The sequence below is a fragment of the Saccharothrix saharensis genome (assembly GCF_006716745.1).
GTDB lineage: Bacteria > Actinomycetota > Actinomycetes > Mycobacteriales > Pseudonocardiaceae > Actinosynnema > Actinosynnema saharense.
The window spans coordinates 5,124,543-5,139,369 of sequence record NZ_VFPP01000001.1; the positions used below are offsets into that span (position 1 = coordinate 5,124,543).

At 73.3% G+C, this 14,827-nt stretch carries 13 protein-coding genes and 1 pseudogene; 10 read left to right on the forward strand and 4 right to left on the reverse strand.

Features of this window, described 5'->3' with window-relative positions; all coding sequences use genetic code 11:
• Positions 1–16 precede the first annotated feature (16 nt).
• The 9 genes and pseudogenes from FHX81_RS22750 to iolD all read left to right on the forward strand — a co-directional run.
• Positions 17–1,033, forward strand: a pseudogene (locus FHX81_RS22750) (Gfo/Idh/MocA family protein); the annotation flags it as partial.
• Entirely contained in the window at positions 1,030–1,890 is an 861-nt protein-coding gene (locus tag FHX81_RS22755; protein ID WP_246107932.1) for a TIM barrel protein, read from the forward strand. The pseudogene FHX81_RS22750 and the gene FHX81_RS22755, both read left to right, overlap by 4 nt.
• Before the next feature lie 18 nt (positions 1,891–1,908).
• A complete protein-coding gene (locus FHX81_RS22760) occupies positions 1,909–2,895 on the forward strand; it encodes a sugar ABC transporter substrate-binding protein (RefSeq protein ID WP_246107933.1) in 987 nt (328 codons plus the stop codon).
• A gap of 11 nt (positions 2,896–2,906) precedes the next feature.
• Positions 2,907–3,953 (forward strand): ABC transporter permease, encoded by a 1,047-nt coding sequence (locus tag FHX81_RS22765; RefSeq protein WP_141980076.1) that lies wholly within the window; start codon positions 2,907–2,909, stop codon positions 3,951–3,953.
• A complete protein-coding gene (locus FHX81_RS22770; protein WP_141980077.1) occupies positions 3,950–4,738 on the forward strand; it encodes an ATP-binding cassette domain-containing protein in 789 nt (262 codons plus the stop codon). The genes FHX81_RS22765 and FHX81_RS22770 overlap by 4 nt, the downstream gene beginning before the upstream one ends.
• Positions 4,735–5,664: a 5-dehydro-2-deoxygluconokinase gene (gene iolC, locus FHX81_RS22775; RefSeq protein WP_141980078.1), complete on the forward strand. Its 930-nt coding sequence runs from the start codon at positions 4,735–4,737 to the stop codon at positions 5,662–5,664. Before FHX81_RS22770 ends, iolC begins: the two co-directional genes overlap by 4 nt.
• A 103-nt stretch (positions 5,665–5,767) precedes the next feature.
• Positions 5,768–6,700, forward strand: a complete 933-nt coding sequence (locus tag FHX81_RS22780) for a Cgl0159 family (beta/alpha)8-fold protein (protein ID WP_141980079.1) — start codon at positions 5,768–5,770, stop codon at positions 6,698–6,700.
• Complete coding sequence (iolB, locus tag FHX81_RS22785) at positions 6,697–7,578, forward strand: 5-deoxy-glucuronate isomerase (RefSeq protein WP_141980080.1); 882 nt, start codon at positions 6,697–6,699, stop codon at positions 7,576–7,578. Before FHX81_RS22780 ends, iolB begins: the two co-directional genes overlap by 4 nt.
• A complete protein-coding gene (gene iolD / locus FHX81_RS22790; RefSeq protein ID WP_141980081.1) occupies positions 7,575–9,422 on the forward strand; it encodes a 3D-(3,5/4)-trihydroxycyclohexane-1,2-dione acylhydrolase (decyclizing) in 1,848 nt (615 codons plus the stop codon). Before iolB ends, iolD begins: the two co-directional genes overlap by 4 nt.
• Here iolD and FHX81_RS22795 read toward each other — a convergent pair.
• The 4 genes from FHX81_RS22795 to FHX81_RS22805 form a co-directional block, all read right to left on the reverse strand.
• A complete protein-coding gene (locus tag FHX81_RS22795; protein ID WP_170232137.1) occupies positions 9,413–11,413 on the reverse strand; it encodes an ATP-binding protein in 2,001 nt (666 codons plus the stop codon). The genes iolD and FHX81_RS22795 overlap by 10 nt on opposite strands.
• Positions 11,410–11,769, reverse strand: coding sequence for a hypothetical protein (locus tag FHX81_RS40705; protein WP_170232138.1), 360 nt, complete (start codon positions 11,767–11,769; stop codon positions 11,410–11,412). The genes FHX81_RS22795 and FHX81_RS40705 overlap by 4 nt, the downstream gene beginning before the upstream one ends.
• Before the next feature lies 1 nt (position 11,770).
• Positions 11,771–12,613, reverse strand: coding sequence for a hypothetical protein (locus tag FHX81_RS22800; RefSeq protein ID WP_141980083.1), 843 nt, complete (start codon positions 12,611–12,613; stop codon positions 11,771–11,773).
• 108 nt (positions 12,614–12,721) lie between these two features.
• Positions 12,722–13,408 (reverse strand): Crp/Fnr family transcriptional regulator, encoded by a 687-nt coding sequence (locus FHX81_RS22805; protein ID WP_246107934.1) that lies wholly within the window; start codon positions 13,406–13,408, stop codon positions 12,722–12,724.
• A gap of 346 nt (positions 13,409–13,754) precedes the next feature.
• On the opposite strand from FHX81_RS22805, the gene FHX81_RS22810 reads away from it, so the two are divergent.
• Positions 13,755–14,816, forward strand: a complete 1,062-nt coding sequence (locus FHX81_RS22810; RefSeq protein ID WP_141980084.1) for an NADH:flavin oxidoreductase/NADH oxidase — start codon at positions 13,755–13,757, stop codon at positions 14,814–14,816.
• The last annotated feature ends 11 nt before the right edge of the window (positions 14,817–14,827 follow it).

Sequence of the window (14,827 nt, forward strand, 5' to 3'; positions counted from 1 at the left end):
CGCCTCTACCAGGACGGAGACCTGCGGCATGCGCATCGGAGTAGCCGGAGTGGGTCGGATCGGCACCATGCACGCCACCAACCTGGCCGCCCTCGACGAGGTCGACGAAGTCCTCCTGTTCGACCCCGTGCCCGGCCGCGCGGCGCAGGCGTCGGCCCTGCTGCCCGGCACCCGGAGCGTGCCGGACCTCGACGCGCTGCTCACCGCCAGTGACGGCGTCCTGCTCGCCACGCCCACCACCACGCACCCGGCGCTGCTGCGCGCGGCCATCGCGGCGGGCGTGCCGACGCTGTGCGAGAAGCCGATCGCGAGCCACCTGGACGAGATGCGCGCACTGGTGGACGACGTGGAGGCGTCCGGCGTGGACGTCCTGGTCGGCTTCCAGCGCCGGTTCGACCCGGCGGTGTCCGAACTGCACCGGCGCGTCCGCGCCGGGGAGGTCGGCGACGTCTACCTCGTCCGCGCGCTCGGCAACGACGCCCGACCACCCGACTCCTCCTACCTGCCCCAGTCCGGCGGCCTGTTCCGCGACCTGCTGATCCACGACCTGGACGCGGTGCCGTGGCTGGTCGGCGAACCGGTGGTCGAGGTGTACGCGTCGGGGTCCGTGCTGGTGGACCGGGCGTTCGCGGACGCCGACGACGTGGACAACGCCGTGGTGGTGCTCAGGTTCGCGGGCGGCGCGCACGCCGTGCTGGCGGGTGGTCGGCACGACCCGCTCGGCTACGACCACCGCATCGAGGTGCTGGGCAGCCGCGACTCCCTGGCCGCGGGCCTGGACCCGCGCACGCCGCTGACGTCGCTGGAACCCGACGGCCCGAAGGCCGCGGTCGACGCCTATCCCGGCTTCCCCGAGCGCTTCCACCGCGCCTACCTCGCCGAGGTGGCGGTGTTCACGCAGGTCGTGGCGGGCGCGGTGGCGAACCCGTCGCCCGCGCGGGAGAGCCTGGTCAGCCTGCGGCTCGCCGAGGCGTGCGAGCGGTCGCGGCGTTCGGGCGCGCCGGTCCGGATCGGGACGGAGGTCGCCGCGTGAAGATCGCCGGAGCGCCCATCTCGTGGGGTGTCTGCGAGGTACCCGGCTGGGGCGAGGTCCGCGAACCGGCGTCGGTGCTGGCCGAGATGGCGTCCCTCGGGTTGCGGGCCACCGAACTCGGTCCGCCCGACTACCTGCCCGCCGAACCGTCGTCGTTGAAGTCCCTGTTGGACGAGCACGGGCTCGCGCTCGTCGGCGGCTTCCTGGCCGTTCCGCTGCACACCGGTGCGCGGTCCACCGTGGACGAGGCCGGCCGGGTCGCCGCGCTCCTCGCCGCCGCGGGCGCGGAAGTCCTCGTGCTGGCCGCCGCCACCGGCCTCGACGGCTACGACGAGCGCCCCGCGCTCACCGACGACGAGTGGCGCACCCTGGTCGGCACGGCCTTGCTCGTCCGCGACCGGGCCGCCGACCACGGCCTGCGCACCGCGCTGCACCCGCACGTCGGCACGCACGTCGAGCGCGCCGCCGAGGTCGAGCGGTTCCTCGCCGACTCCGACCTCGACCTCTGCCTGGACACCGGCCACCTGCTCATCGGCGGCACGGACCCGGTCGACCTGGCCCGCCGCCACCCCTCGCGGATCGGGCACGTCCACCTGAAGGACGTGCGCGCCGACATCGCGGCCACCGTCCGCGAAGGGCGCATCGGCTACACGGCCGCCGTCCAGCAGCGCATGTACGTGCCGCTCGGCGACGGCGACGTGGACGTGGCGGCGCTGGTGGCGTTCCTCCGGGACGCCGGCTACACCGGCTGGTACGTCCTGGAGCAGGACACCGCGCTCGGCGCCGACAGCCCGCTCGACACACCGGTGCGGGACACCGCGCGCAGCCTCGCGCACCTCACCCGGATCACCGCCTGAACCCAGCGAGGAGAGACAGTGACGTCCACTCGAACGGCCCTGCGAGCGGGCCTGGCCCTGACCGGGCTCGCGCTGCTGGCCGCGTGCAGCGGCCCGGGCGCGCAGGACACGACCGGCGACACCACCGCCGCCCCGGCGCCCACCGGTGACCTGCGCGTCGCCGTCGTCACCCACGGCACCCCCGGTGACGCGTTCTGGAACGTGGTCAAGAACGGGGCCACCGACGCGGGCGAGCAGCTCGGCGTCACGGTCGACTACAACTCCGACGGCGACCCCGGCCGGCAGTCCACGCTGATCGACAACGCCGTGTCGCAGGAGGTCGGCGGCATCGTCGTCTCCATGGCCAATCCGGACGCGCTGCGCACCTCGATCGAGAACGCGGTCAAGGCCGGCATCCCGGTCATCACCATCAACTCCGGCTCGGACAAGAGCGCGGCGTTCGGCGCGCTGGCGCACGTCGGCCAGGAGGAGAGCGTCGCCGGCGAACAGGCCGGGCGCAAGCTCCGCGAAACCGGCCGGACCAAGCTGCTGTGCGTCATCCACGAAGCCGGCAACGTCGGCCTCAACCAGCGCTGCGACGGCGCGCGCGCCGGGTTCGGCGGCACGGTCACCAACCTCCAGGTCGACATCAACAACCCGACCGACGTCGAGTCCCGCATCAAGGGCGCGTTGCAGACCGACCCGTCCGTCGACGCGGTGCTCGCGCTGAACCCGCAGGTCGCCGTGTCGTCCGTGAGCGCGGTCAAGGGCGCGTCCGCGAAGGCGGCCGTGGCCACGTTCGACCTCAACGCCGACGTCACCGCCGCGATCAAGGCCGGTGACGTGCTGTTCGCCGTCGACCAGCAGCAGTACGAGCAGGGCTACCTGCCGGTCGTGATGCTCAAGCTCTACCGCGACAACGCCAACACCGTCGGCGGCGGCAAGCCGGTCCTCACCGGACCCGGGTTCGTCGACGAGTCCAACGTGGACAAGGTGGCCGAGTACGCCGCCCGCGGCACCCGCTGAGGAGGACGCCGGTGACATCAGCGCCTGTGGCCGCACCCGCGGACGAACGGGTCGGCTCCGCCCGGCTGCTCGACCGGCTGGTGCTGCGACCCGAGATCGGCGCGCTGCTCGGCGCGGTGCTGGTCTTCGCGTTCTTCTCGGTCGCGACCGAGCGGTTCCTCAGCGCGGGCGGGGTGGCGACGTGGCTGGACGACGCGTCCACGCTCGGCATCATGGCGGTCGCGGTGGCGCTGCTCATGATCGGCGGCGAGTTCGACCTGTCGGCCGGCGTGATGACCGCGTCCACCGCCCTGGTCACGGCGGTCCTGGCGACCCGCCTCGGCTGGAACGTGTGGCTCGCGCTGCTGGTCTCGCTGGCGTTCGCCCTGGGGGTCGGCGCGCTGAACGGCTGGCTGGTGCTGCGCACCGGGCTGCCCAGCTTCATCGTGACGCTGGGGACGTTCCTGGCGTTGCAGGGCTTGAACCTCGGCGTCACGCGGTTGGTGACCGGCACCGTGCAGGTGTCCGGCATGCGGTCGGCGGAAGGCTACTCGTCGGCCGGCTTCGTGTTCGCCTCGACGTTCACGCTCGGCGGCACGGGGTTCCACGTGTCCATCGTGTGGTGGGTGCTGTGCGCGATCCTCGCCGCGGTGGTGCTGCTGCGGACCCGGTTCGGCAACTGGATCTTCGCCGTCGGCGGGTCGCCGCTGTCCTCGAGGGCGGTCGGCGTGCCCGTGGTGCGCACGAAGGTGCTGCTGTTCATGACCACGGCCGGCGCGGCCTGGCTCGTCGGCTCGATCAACATCCTGCGGTTCACCAGCGTGCAGGCCAACCAGGGCATCGGGCTGGAGTTCCAGTTCATCATCGCCGCCGTGATCGGCGGGTGCCTGCTGACCGGCGGGTTCGGCTCGGCCGTCGGCGCGGCGATCGGCGCGCTGATCTTCGGCATGGCGCGGCAGGGCATCGTCTACGCCAACTGGAACTCGGACTGGTTCCAGCTCTTCCTCGGCGTGATGCTGCTGGCCGCCGTGCTCGTCAACAACGCCCTGCGGCGGCGGGCGGAGAGGGTGCGGCGATGAAGCGGCCACGTGGTGGGCGGGCACTGCTGGAGGTGCGCGGGATCGGCAAGACGCACGGCAGCGTGATCGCCCTGCGGGACGTGTCGACCGCGGTGCACGCGGGCGAGGTGACGTGCGTGCTGGGCGACAACGGCGCGGGCAAGTCCACGTTGATCAAGATCCTGGCCGGGGTCCACCAGCACGACACCGGCGAGTTCCTGGTCGACGGCTCGCCGGTGCGGTTCACGTCGCCCCGCGAAGCGCTCGACCGGGGCATCGCCACCGTCTACCAGGACCTGGCCGTGGTGCCGCTGATGAGCGTGTGGCGCAACTTCTTCCTCGGGTCCGAGCCGACCACCCGGTTCGGCTTCCTCGACCGGCGGCGGGCGCGGGACGTGACGCGGACGGCGTTGGCCGAGATGGGCATCGACCTGCGGGACGTCGAACAGCCGGTGGGCACGCTGTCCGGCGGTGAGCGGCAGTGCGTCGCCATCGCCCGTGCCGTGCACTTCGGGGCGAAGGTGCTGATCCTGGACGAGCCCACCGCCGCGCTCGGCGTCAAGCAGGCCGGGGTGGTGCTCAAGTACGTGGCCCAGGCGCGGGACCGAGGACTCGGCGTCGTGCTGGTCACCCACAACCCGCACCACGCCTACCCGGTCGGCGACCGGTTCCTGCTGCTCAAGCGGGGACGCGCGCTGGGGTCGTACGAGAAGGCGGGGATCGACCTGCAGGAGCTGACCAGGCAGATGGCCGGCGGGGCGGAGCTGGAGGCGTTGGCGCACGAGCTGCGCGGTGTGGCCGGATGACGGTCGACGTGCTGACCGTCGGCCGGGTCGGGGTCGACCTGTACCCGGAGCAGAGCGGCGTGCCGCTGGCGCGGGTGCGGACGTTCGCCAAGTCGCTCGGGGGGACGGCGACGAACGTGGCCGTGGCGGCGGCGCGACTGGGCCGTTCCGCCGCCGTGCTGACGAAGGTCGGGCCGGACGGCTTCGGCCCGTACGTGCGCTCGGCGCTCGAGTCGTTCGGCGTGTCGTCGTCCCACGTCGGCACCGCCCCCGACCTCCAGACCCCGGTCGTGTTCTGCGCCCTGGACCCGCCCGAGGACCCACCGCTGCTGTTCTACCGCGCGCCCCTCGCCCCCGACCTGTCCCTCACGCCGGAGGACGTGCCGTGGGACCTGGTGGCCGACGTCCCCCTGCTGTGGGTGACCGGAACGGGCGTCTCGGCCTCACCGGCCCGGGAAACCCAACGCCGGATCCTGGAACACCGCGCCCACCGCCGCTGGACCGTCCTGGACCTCGACTACCGGCCGATGTTCTGGCCCGACGCGACCACCGCGCGCCGCGAGATCGCCTGGATGCTGGACCACGTGACGGTGGCCGTGGGCAACCGGGCGGAGGTGGAGGTGGCGGTGGGCACCCCGGACCCCGCCGAAGCCGCCACCCGCCTGCTGGCCCGCGGCGTCGAGCTGGCCGTGGTGAAGCTGGGCGGCGACGGCGTCCTCTTCGCCACGGCCACCGACTCCTGGACCGTCCCCCCGCACCCGGTGGACGTCGTCTGCGGGCTGGGTGCGGGTGACGCGTTCGGCGGCGCACTGGCGCACGGGCTGTTGTCGGGCTGGTCGCCGGACCGGATCGCCCGTTACGCCAACGTCGCCGGCGCCCTGGTCGCGGGCCGCCTGGCCTGCGCCGACGCCATGCCGACGGGTCCGGAGATCGAGGCCCACCTGTGAGAACACCGCACCGAGCGCCCGACGACCACCCCTCCTGCCCATTACCCGCCGCAACGGTGGCCGCAGGGATGGCCGCAGCGGTGGCCGCAGCCGGAGGTGCGCGGTGATCACCGACGCGCAGTGGACGGGGTTGCTGGACACCAGGGCCACCGACCCGGCCGCCATCCGCCGCGCCTACCAGGCACGACGGCGGCGGACGCAGGTGTTGTCCGACCGGGGCACCCTGTTCCTGGTCGCGGCCGACCACCCGGCCCGCGGCGCGCTCGGCGTCGGCGGCGACCCGCTGGCCATGGCCGACCGCCGCTCGCTGCTGGACCGGCTGCTGACCGCGCTGGCGAACCCGGCCGTGGACGGGGTGCTCGGCGCGCCGGACGTGATCGAGGAGTTGCTGCTGCTGGACGGCCTGCACGACAAGGTCGTCATCGGCTCGATGAACCGCGGCGGGCTGGCGGGGGCGGAGTGGGAGATCGACGACCGGTTCACGGCGTACGACCCCACGTCGATCGCGGGCGGCGGGTTGGACGGCGGCAAGATGTTGTTGCGGCTGGTCGACTCCGATCCCGGCACCGCGCCCACGTTGGAGAGCTGCGCGGCGGCGGTGTCGGCGTTGGCCGAGCGCGGGCTGATGGCGATGGTCGAGCCGCTGCCCTACGCGCGTGACGCGGCCGGGGAACTGGTGCTGCAGAAGGACGCCGCGGCGTTGGCGCGGGCGGGGAGTGTCGCGGCGGGGTTGGGGGTGACGTCGGCGTTCACCTGGTTGAAGCTGCCGCCGTCACCCGATGAGGTGCTTGGTGCGACGACGTTGCCCGCGCTCGTGCTCGGCGGGGTGCCGTCCGCCCGGTTGAGTGAAGACTTGGAGTCGTGGGGGCGATCGTTGCGTCACCCGACCGTGCGGGGGCTGGTGGTCGGGCGGGCGCTGCTCTACCCGCCGGACGGTGACGTGGCGGCGGCCGTCGACGCGGCGGCGAGGGTGTTGCGCACGGCGCGGGAGTCCGCGACGGGGCAGGCGGCCGGAGAGGGTGGTGTGCGGGGATGAGCTGGCATCGACCGCTGGGCACGGTGGCGCGCGGCGAGAACGCCGTCGAGCTCACCCCCGACGTCGCCGGGTGGGATCACGCCGGGTTGCGCGTCCTCCTGCTGCACCCCGGTGGGGTGACCACGTTCGAGACCGGCGACTGCGAAGCGTTCGTGCTCCCCCTCTCCGGTGGCTGCGTGGTGGAAGTCGACGGGGAGCGGTTCGTGCTGCGGGGCCGGGATTCCGTCTTCACCCGCGTCTCCGACTTCGCCTACGTCCCCCGGGACGCCACCGTCCGCCTGTCCACGAAGGACGGTGTCGAGGTGGCGCTGCCGATGGCCCGGTGCGACCGCAGGCTCGACCCAGGGTACGGCCCGGCCGAGGACGTCCCGGTCGAGGTCAGGGGTGCGGGCAACGCCACCCGCCAGGTCACCAACTTCGGCGTGCCGGGCGTCTGGGACCACGCCGACAAGCTGATCGCCTGCGAGCTGATCACCCCGGACGGCAACTGGTCCTCCTACCCGCCGCACAAGCACGACCGGACCTGCGACGTGGCCAACGAGGAGATCTACTACTTCCGCATCGCCGGCCGCGACAAGATCACCCCTTCGCGTGAGGGCTTCGGCTTCCACCGCACCTACACCGACGACGGCGACGTTGACGAGGACGTGCTCGTCCGCGACGGTGACGTCTTCCTCATCCCCCGCGGCTACCACGGCCCGTGCGTCGCGGCGCCCGGCTACCCGATGTACTACCTGAACGTCCTCGCCGGCCCGAACCCCGAGCGCTCCATGGCGTTCTGCGACGACCCCGCGCACACCTGGATCCGGGACACCTGGGCGAGCCAGGACCTCGACCCCCGCTGCCCCGTCACGACCGCGGAAGGACGGGTGGGATGAGGCTCACCACCGCGCAGGCACTGGTCCGCTGGCTCACCGCGCAGCGCACCGAACTGCCCGACGGCCGCGAGGCACCGCTGTTCCCCGGCGTCTTCGCGATCTTCGGCCACGGCAACGTCCTCGCCCTCGGCAACGCCCTGGAGGAGTCCCGGCGGGCGCTCCCGGTCTGGCGCGGCCACAACGAGCAGGGCATGGCGCTGGCCGCGGTCGGCGTCGCCAAGGCCACCCACCGCCGGCAGGTCGGCGTCGCCACCTCGTCCATCGGGCCGGGCGCGTTGAACATGGTCACCGCCGCCGGCGTCGCCCACGCCAACCGCCTGCCCCTGCTGCTGCTCCCCGGCGACACGTTCACCAGCCGCGCGCCCGACCCCGTGCTGCAGCAGGTCGAGCACTTCGGCGACCCGTCGACCACGGTGAACGACGCGTTCCGCGCGGTCAGCCGCTACTTCGACCGCGTCACGCGCCCGGAGCAGCTGCTCAACACCCTGCCGCAGGCGGCCCGCGTACTCACCGACCCGGCCGACTGCGGCCCGGTCGTGCTGGCCCTGCCGCAGGACGTGCAGGCCGAGTCGTTCGACTTCCCCGACGCCCTGTTCGCCCCGGTCGTCCACCGCCCGCAACGCCCCCGCCCCGACACCCGGGCCCTCGCCGAAGCCACCACCGCCCTGCGCGGTGCGCGCAGACCGCTGCTCGTCCTGGGCGGCGGCGTCCGCTACTCGCGCGCCGCCGGCCGCGCGATCCGCTTCGCCGAGCAGCACGCCGTCCCCGTCACCGAGACGACGGCCGGCCGCACGGAGGTGCCGCACGACCACCCGCTGCACGCCGGCCCGCTGGGCATCACCGGTTCCGCCTCGGCCAACGCCCTGGCCGCGCGGGCCGACGTGGTCCTCGCCGTCGGCACCCGCCTGCAGGACTTCACCACCGCGTCGTGGACGGTCTTCGCGCCGGACGTCCGGATCGTCTCCCTCAACACGGCCCGGTTCGACGCCGTGAAGCACGGCGCCCTGGCGCTGGTCGCCGACGCCGACGAAGGCCTCCGCGAGCTGACCGACGCACTCGGCGACTGGCGGGCCGACGCGGACTGGGCGGCCCGCGCGGCGGAGGAGCGCGGCAAGTGGGACGCGCACGTCGACGGCCTGCGCACCCCCGCGGGCACGCCGACGTACGCGCAGGTCGTGGGCGTGGTGAACGAGGAGTCGACGCCGGAGGACTACGTGCTGACGGCGTCCGGCGGCCTGCCCGGCGAGCTGATCGGCGGTTGGCGGGCGCTCGGCGAGGCGACCATGGACGTCGAGTACGGCTTCTCCTGCATGGGCTACGAGCTGGCGGGCGCGTGGGGCGCGGCGATCGCCCGACCGGACGGCGTGGTCACCTCGCTGCTGGGCGACGGCTCGTACCTGATGTTGAACTCGGAGCTGTTCTCGGCGGCGTTCGCCGGGCACGGTTTCGTGGCGGTCGTGTGCGACAACGACGGTTACGCGGTGATCCACCGCCTCCAGACCGGCAACGGCGGCGCGGGGTTCAACAACCTCTACGACGACGTCCGCACGGCGCACGCCCGTCCGCCGCGCACCGACTTCGCCGCGCACGCCGCCGCGATGGGGTGCGCGACGTTCCCGGTGGACGACCTCGGCGGCCTGCGTGCCGCTTATCGGCGGGCGAGGGAAGTCGCGAAGACCGAGCACCGCCCGGCCGTGGTCGTGATCCGCACTCACCCGTCCGCGTGGACCGAAGCGGGCGCGTGGTGGGAAGTCGGCGTGCCGGACGTGGCGCACCGCCCGGAAATCACCGCCGCCCACGACGACGTGGCCGCCGGTAAAGCGAAACAAATTCGCTACCTTTGACGGTCGAGTTCCGCGAGCCACCGCTCGACGTGGCTCGCGGACTCCAGGTCACCGAACCCGCGGAACACGTCCCGGGCCTCGGCCCAGTACTCGCGCGCCTTGTCCGGCATCCGCGCGCGCTCGTGCACGATCCCGAGGTTCACCAGCACCTTCGCCGCGCCCAACCGGTCACCGAGGGCGCGGAAGGTGGCCAGCGCCCGCAACGACGACGAGCGCGCTTCGGCCAGGTCACCGGTTTGCAGGGCGACGTTGCCCAGGTTGGTGAGCGCCCGCGCGCCACCGCGCTCCTCGCCGAGCGACCGGTAGAGCAGCATGGCGTGCCGGAAGAGGTCCCGAGCACCGTCGAGGTCCCGCCGCCACGCCTGGAGCGTGCCGAGGTGGTTGAGCACGATCGCCTGCCAGTGGGAGTCGCCCAGTTCGCGGAACAACGCCTCGGCGGCGGTGTAGTGGTGCTCGGCCTCGCCGAAGTCGTGCCGGTCGAGCGCGAGGTCGCCCAGGTTGTTCCAGGTCACGGCCACCCCGTGCCGGTTGCCGACGGTCCGGTGGGCGGCCATCGCCCGGTCGCACAGCTCGCGCGCCTCGGTGAAGCGGCGCTGTTCCAGCACCAGCATGGCCAGCCGGTTGAGCAGGGTGCCCTCGTCGGCCGTCCGCTCCCGCCGGCGGGCGGCGGCGACGGCCGCCCGGTAGGTGGACTCCCAGTCGTCCCACCTCTCCTGGGGCGCGAACGTCCGGCCGATCGCCAGGGCCAGGTCGACGGCGCGGTCGTCGTCGGCCAGCTCCACCGCCGCGACGAGGTTCGAGCGCTCCACCTCGATCCACCGCGGGGTGGCCCGGCGGGTGGCGGTCACGTAGTGGTCCAGCAGGCGGTCGAACGCCGCTCGGGGGTCGGGTTCGTCCCGGGCCAGGCACTCCTCGGCGAAGATCCGCAGCAGGTCGTGGAACCGGACCCGGCCCGGACCGACCGGTTCCACCATGTGCGCCCGCTTGAGGCCCGCCAGCAGGCGCTTCGCCCGGCCGACCGGCTCACCGACCAGCGCGGCCGCCGCCTCGGCGCTCGTCCGCGCGCCCGGGTTGAGCGACAGCAGCCGGAACATCCGCCGCTCCGCGCCGCCCAGCCGCTGGTAGGACAGCTCGAACGCGGCGCGCACGGCGTAGTTCCCGGCGTACGCCAGCTCGTCCAGGCGGTTCGTCGCGGTGGCCACCAGGCCGACCAGGTCGGGCACGGACAGGTCGGCGTCCTCGGCCAGCAGCGCCGCCACGATGCCCAGCGCCAGCGGCAGGTGCCCGCACAGCCGGGCCAGCTCGGCCACCGGGCCGTCCAGGACGCGGTCGGGGTTGCGGGTGCGGACGGCGGCCCTGATCAGCTCCTCCGCCTCGGCGGGCGGCAGCACGTCCACCCGGACCTGGTGCGCGCTCAGCTCGCCCAGCACCTCGCGGCTGGTGATCAGCACCCGGTGCGCGCCGCCGCCGGGCAGCAGCGGGCGGACCTGGTCGGCGGACGAGGCGTTGTCCGCGAGCACCAGCACCGGCTCGGCGCGGCCCGCCAGCACGGACCGGTAGAGGTTGGCGCGGGCCGCCGCGTCCGGTGGCACGTGCTCGCCCGGAACGCCCAGCGCGTGCAGGAACACCGACAGCGCCTCGGCGGGCTGGACCGGGTTGGCCGAGTAGCCGCGCAGGTCGATGAACAGCACGCCGCCCGCGAACCGGCTCGCGGCCCGCACGGCGAGCGTCGTCTTGCCGACGCCCGCGACCCCGGCCACCGCCGTGACCAGCACCGGACGCGGGGAGGTCAACGCCTGCGCCAGCGTCGCCAGGTCCCGGGCGCGCCCGGTGAACGCGGGCTCGGACGGCGGCAGCCCGGCCAGCGCGACGGGCGCGTCCGGCCGCAGGTGGAGGTGCCCGATGTGCCCCGCCTGCACCACGGGCCCGCTCACGGCACCGCTGACGTGGTTGCCCACGGCGGCCGGCGGTCCGGCCGCGTCGTCCGTCACCGCCGCGCGGTGGCACCGGCCGCGAAGTCCCCGACCACGCGCGGCAGGGCGGGGCTCACGTCGTGCAGCACGGCGCGCAGCGGAGCGGCGGCCTCGGGGCGTTCCCACAGCATGGTGTGGATCGAACCGCGCCACTCCGTGGTGAACTCGGCCCGCGCCGGCTCCAGCCGCACCCGCGGCACGGCGACCAGCCTGCGGCGCGCCTCGTCCAACCGGGCGCTGACCAGGTCGACGTGGTCGGGCGCGAGGACCGCGGCCACCCGCGTCCGCAGGTCGGGCCACTGCTCGGTGTCCGCGACCGCCGCCAGCGCCCCCGCCGCGGCGCCGGCGAGGAGTCTCAGCGGTTCCTCGCGCATCTCACGCCCTCTCGTCGGTGTCCCGGCGGTAGACCGGGCCGAAGTGCGAGCCCCGCTGGTCGTTGCGGTCGAAGTGCTGGATCACGTCGGCGTTCTGGGTGGACACGCGCGCGTCGCGCCCGGCCTGGATCACGGTCGACCCGCCGGTGGCGACCGCGTGCTGGTTGACCGGGGCGGGGTTGACGACCGGCGACACCGGCTCGGTGACGCCCACGCCCGGTTCGGCCGCCGGGCCCGGCTCGGCGGTGCCGTCGTCCAGCACCAGCGCGTGCACGTCACCGCTGGGCAGCCACATCCACCCGTGGCCGCGGAAGTCCTTCACCCGCACGTCCACGCGGCGGAAGTCCTCCGGCCGCAGCGTGGTGTACCGGGCCGCGACCAGCGACGTGAACAGCGTGTCCGACAGCACCACGACGAGGTCGGAGCCCGGTGACTGCTCCAGCGCCGCGTGCGGCGGCTCGCTGTTGAGCAGCCTGCTGACCAGCACGGCGTCCTGACCGGGGTAGCCGTTGGCGCCCTCGACCGTGGTGCCGAAGTGGATCGCCATCCGCATCCGGAGCTTGGCCTCCGGCACCCGGTAGCGGTTGGTCTTGGCCAGCTCCGCGTCCAGCGCGCGCACGTACCGGTCCACGACGTCGCCCTCCGGCGTCGAGGCGGGCAGCACCGCCCACTCCTCGTCGCCCTTGGCCTGCCGCCGCCAGGACGCCCGGTCCAGGCCGGCCTCCTCGCCCGCCCGGTCCAGGCTGCGCACCAGCAGCTCCTGGAGCTCGCGTTGCAGCAGGTCGTCCGCCGACCCGTAGCTCTTCAGGTCACAACACACCAGCAAGCTGCGCTGGAAGCTCATCGGCCAGGCCTTTCGACGGAGGGTGTTGACGCACTGCGGGCACACGACTGCGCAGAGTCACTGTGGACTACGACATCGGCGCGAATACCGCAGAAGTGCGGTCTCGCGTCAGAAGCCGGCGAATTTGCGCAGCCCGGCCAGATCCGGCACCAGCACGTCACGCCTCAGGTGACTCACCACCACCCCCGCTTTTCGCAGATCGGAGAACGCCTTCTCGGCCGTTCGGGGCTTCATCCCGGCGATCGAGGCGAGTTCCACCTTCGTCAGCGGAATTCCCAGCGTCCACCCGTGGGCCTCTTCCCGGCCGTAGGTCTGCACCAATTCGGCCAGCACCCGGGCCACCCGTTCGGCGGCCGGGTGGGACAGGAAATCGCGCCGGCGCTGGTTCGCCCAGCGCAGCCGGTCGTTGATCATCCCGATCAATTCGACGAACACGTCGTTGCGCCGGTGCAGGAAGCCCATCAGCTCACCGCTGGTGATCAGCTTCGCGACCACGTCACCGCACGTGACGACGGTGGCCGAGCGCGGTTTCTGGTCCAGCGCGGCCATCTCGCCGACCAGGTCGCCCGCGACCCGGATCGCGAGCAGCGCCGTGTCACCGGTCTCGTCCGTGGTCTGCACCTTGACCACGCCGTCGAGCAGCAGAAGGACATGAGTGTCCTTCGCGTCCTGCTCGATGACTTCGCGGTCGGCCGTGTACCGCACGACCGTGCCGATGTTCAACAGCTCTTGTCGGGTGTTGTCTCGGAGGCGACCCAGGAGGCTGTTGCTGGGCCACCCTGGATCCTGTGTCATCGTGGTCGGCATGGGCAGCATGTGGATCCTGTTACTGTCGTGACCGGCGGGAACTTCCAATGGGCCGACCTGCGTCGGGCGGCAAGTGATGGTCTCCCCGAACGTGCTGCGGACAGTACACCCGAATGGGCGTAACTGGTGTCCTCTTGTTCGGCGTTTTGCCGACCGACCTCCCATTGAAGATCACGTGCGAATGCACGCGCAATACCGAATCGAATGGAATTGCGCAGCTCCCGTGAGGTGGGACGGCCGCCACACCGGGGAACAAGGGGCCGTCGCGGCGACCTTGGACCAGGTGACGCGCCGAGAGGCCGTTGCCATACCGGAACGTACCCAGGAGCCGCACGTGAGCTTGCTCTTCAGCCCGCTGACCGTCCGCGCCGTCACGCTGCCCAACCGCATCGCGGTCAGCCCCATGTGCCAGTACTCCGCCCAGGACGGCCACCCGAACGAGTGGCACCTGGTCCACCTCGGCTCGCGTGCCGTCGGCGGCGCGGGCCTGGTGTTCACCGAGGCGACCGCGGTCCAGGCGGTCGGCCGCATCTCGCCCGAGGACACGGGCCTGTGGGACGACGCGCACGTCGAGTCGTGGCGGCGGGTCGTCGACTTCATCCACGAGCAGGGCTCCGTCGCCGGGGTCCAGCTCGCCCACGCCGGGCGCAAGGGGTCGACCTACGCCCCGTTCGCGGAGCGCCGCGGCGGGGTCGCCGACGCCGACGGCGGGTGGACGCCCGTCGCGCCCAGCGCCGTGCCGTTCCACGACAGCTACCGCACGCCGGCCGAGCTGGACGCCGACGGCATCGCCCGGGTGGTCGCCGACTTCGCCGCCGCGGCGAAGCGCGCGCTGGCGGCCGGCTTCCGGGTGGTCGAGGTGCACGCGGCCCACGGCTACCTCCTGCACGAGTTCCTGTCGCCGCTCGGCAACCACCGCACCGACGCCTACGGCGGCTCCTTCGAGAACCGCACCCGGCTGGTGCGCGAGGTCACCGCCGCCGTCCGGGAAGCCGTGGGCACGGGGGTGCCGGTGTTCGTGCGCATCTCCGCCACCGACTGGGTCGAGGGCGGCTGGACCGGCGAGGACAGCGTCGTGCTGGCACGCGACCTCGCGGCCCTGGGTGCCGACGTGATCGACGTGTCCACCGGGGGCAACACGCCCACGGCCGACATCCCGATCGGACCCGGCTACCAGGTGCCGTTCGCCGAGGCCGTGCGGCGGAAGGCCGACGTGCCCACCGGGGCGGTCGGCATGATCACCGACGCCCGGCAGGCCGAGCAGGTCCTCGCCGATGGCTCGGCCGACCTGGTGCTGCTCGGCCGGGAGTTCCTGCGCGACCCGTACTGGCCGCAGCGCGCGGCTCAGGAGCTGGGGGTGCAGGTCAACCCGCCGAGGCAGTACGCCAGGGCGTAGTAGGGGCCGCT

Coding starts and splice junctions, on each gene's coding strand:
- FHX81_RS22770 (WP_141980077.1), top strand. CDS start 3,950: ATGAAGCGGCCACGTGGTGGGCGGGCACTGCTGGAGGTGCGCGGGATC.
- iolC (WP_141980078.1), top strand. CDS start 4,735: ATGACGGTCGACGTGCTGACCGTCGGCCGGGTCGGGGTCGACCTGTAC.
- iolB (WP_141980080.1), top strand. CDS start 6,697: ATGAGCTGGCATCGACCGCTGGGCACGGTGGCGCGCGGCGAGAACGCC.
- iolD (WP_141980081.1), top strand. CDS start 7,575: ATGAGGCTCACCACCGCGCAGGCACTGGTCCGCTGGCTCACCGCGCAG.
- FHX81_RS40705 (WP_170232138.1), bottom strand. CDS start 11,769: ATGCGCGAGGAACCGCTGAGACTCCTCGCCGGCGCCGCGGCGGGGGCG.
- FHX81_RS22800 (WP_141980083.1), bottom strand. CDS start 12,613: ATGAGCTTCCAGCGCAGCTTGCTGGTGTGTTGTGACCTGAAGAGCTAC.
- FHX81_RS22805 (WP_246107934.1), bottom strand. CDS start 13,408: ATGACACAGGATCCAGGGTGGCCCAGCAACAGCCTCCTGGGTCGCCTC.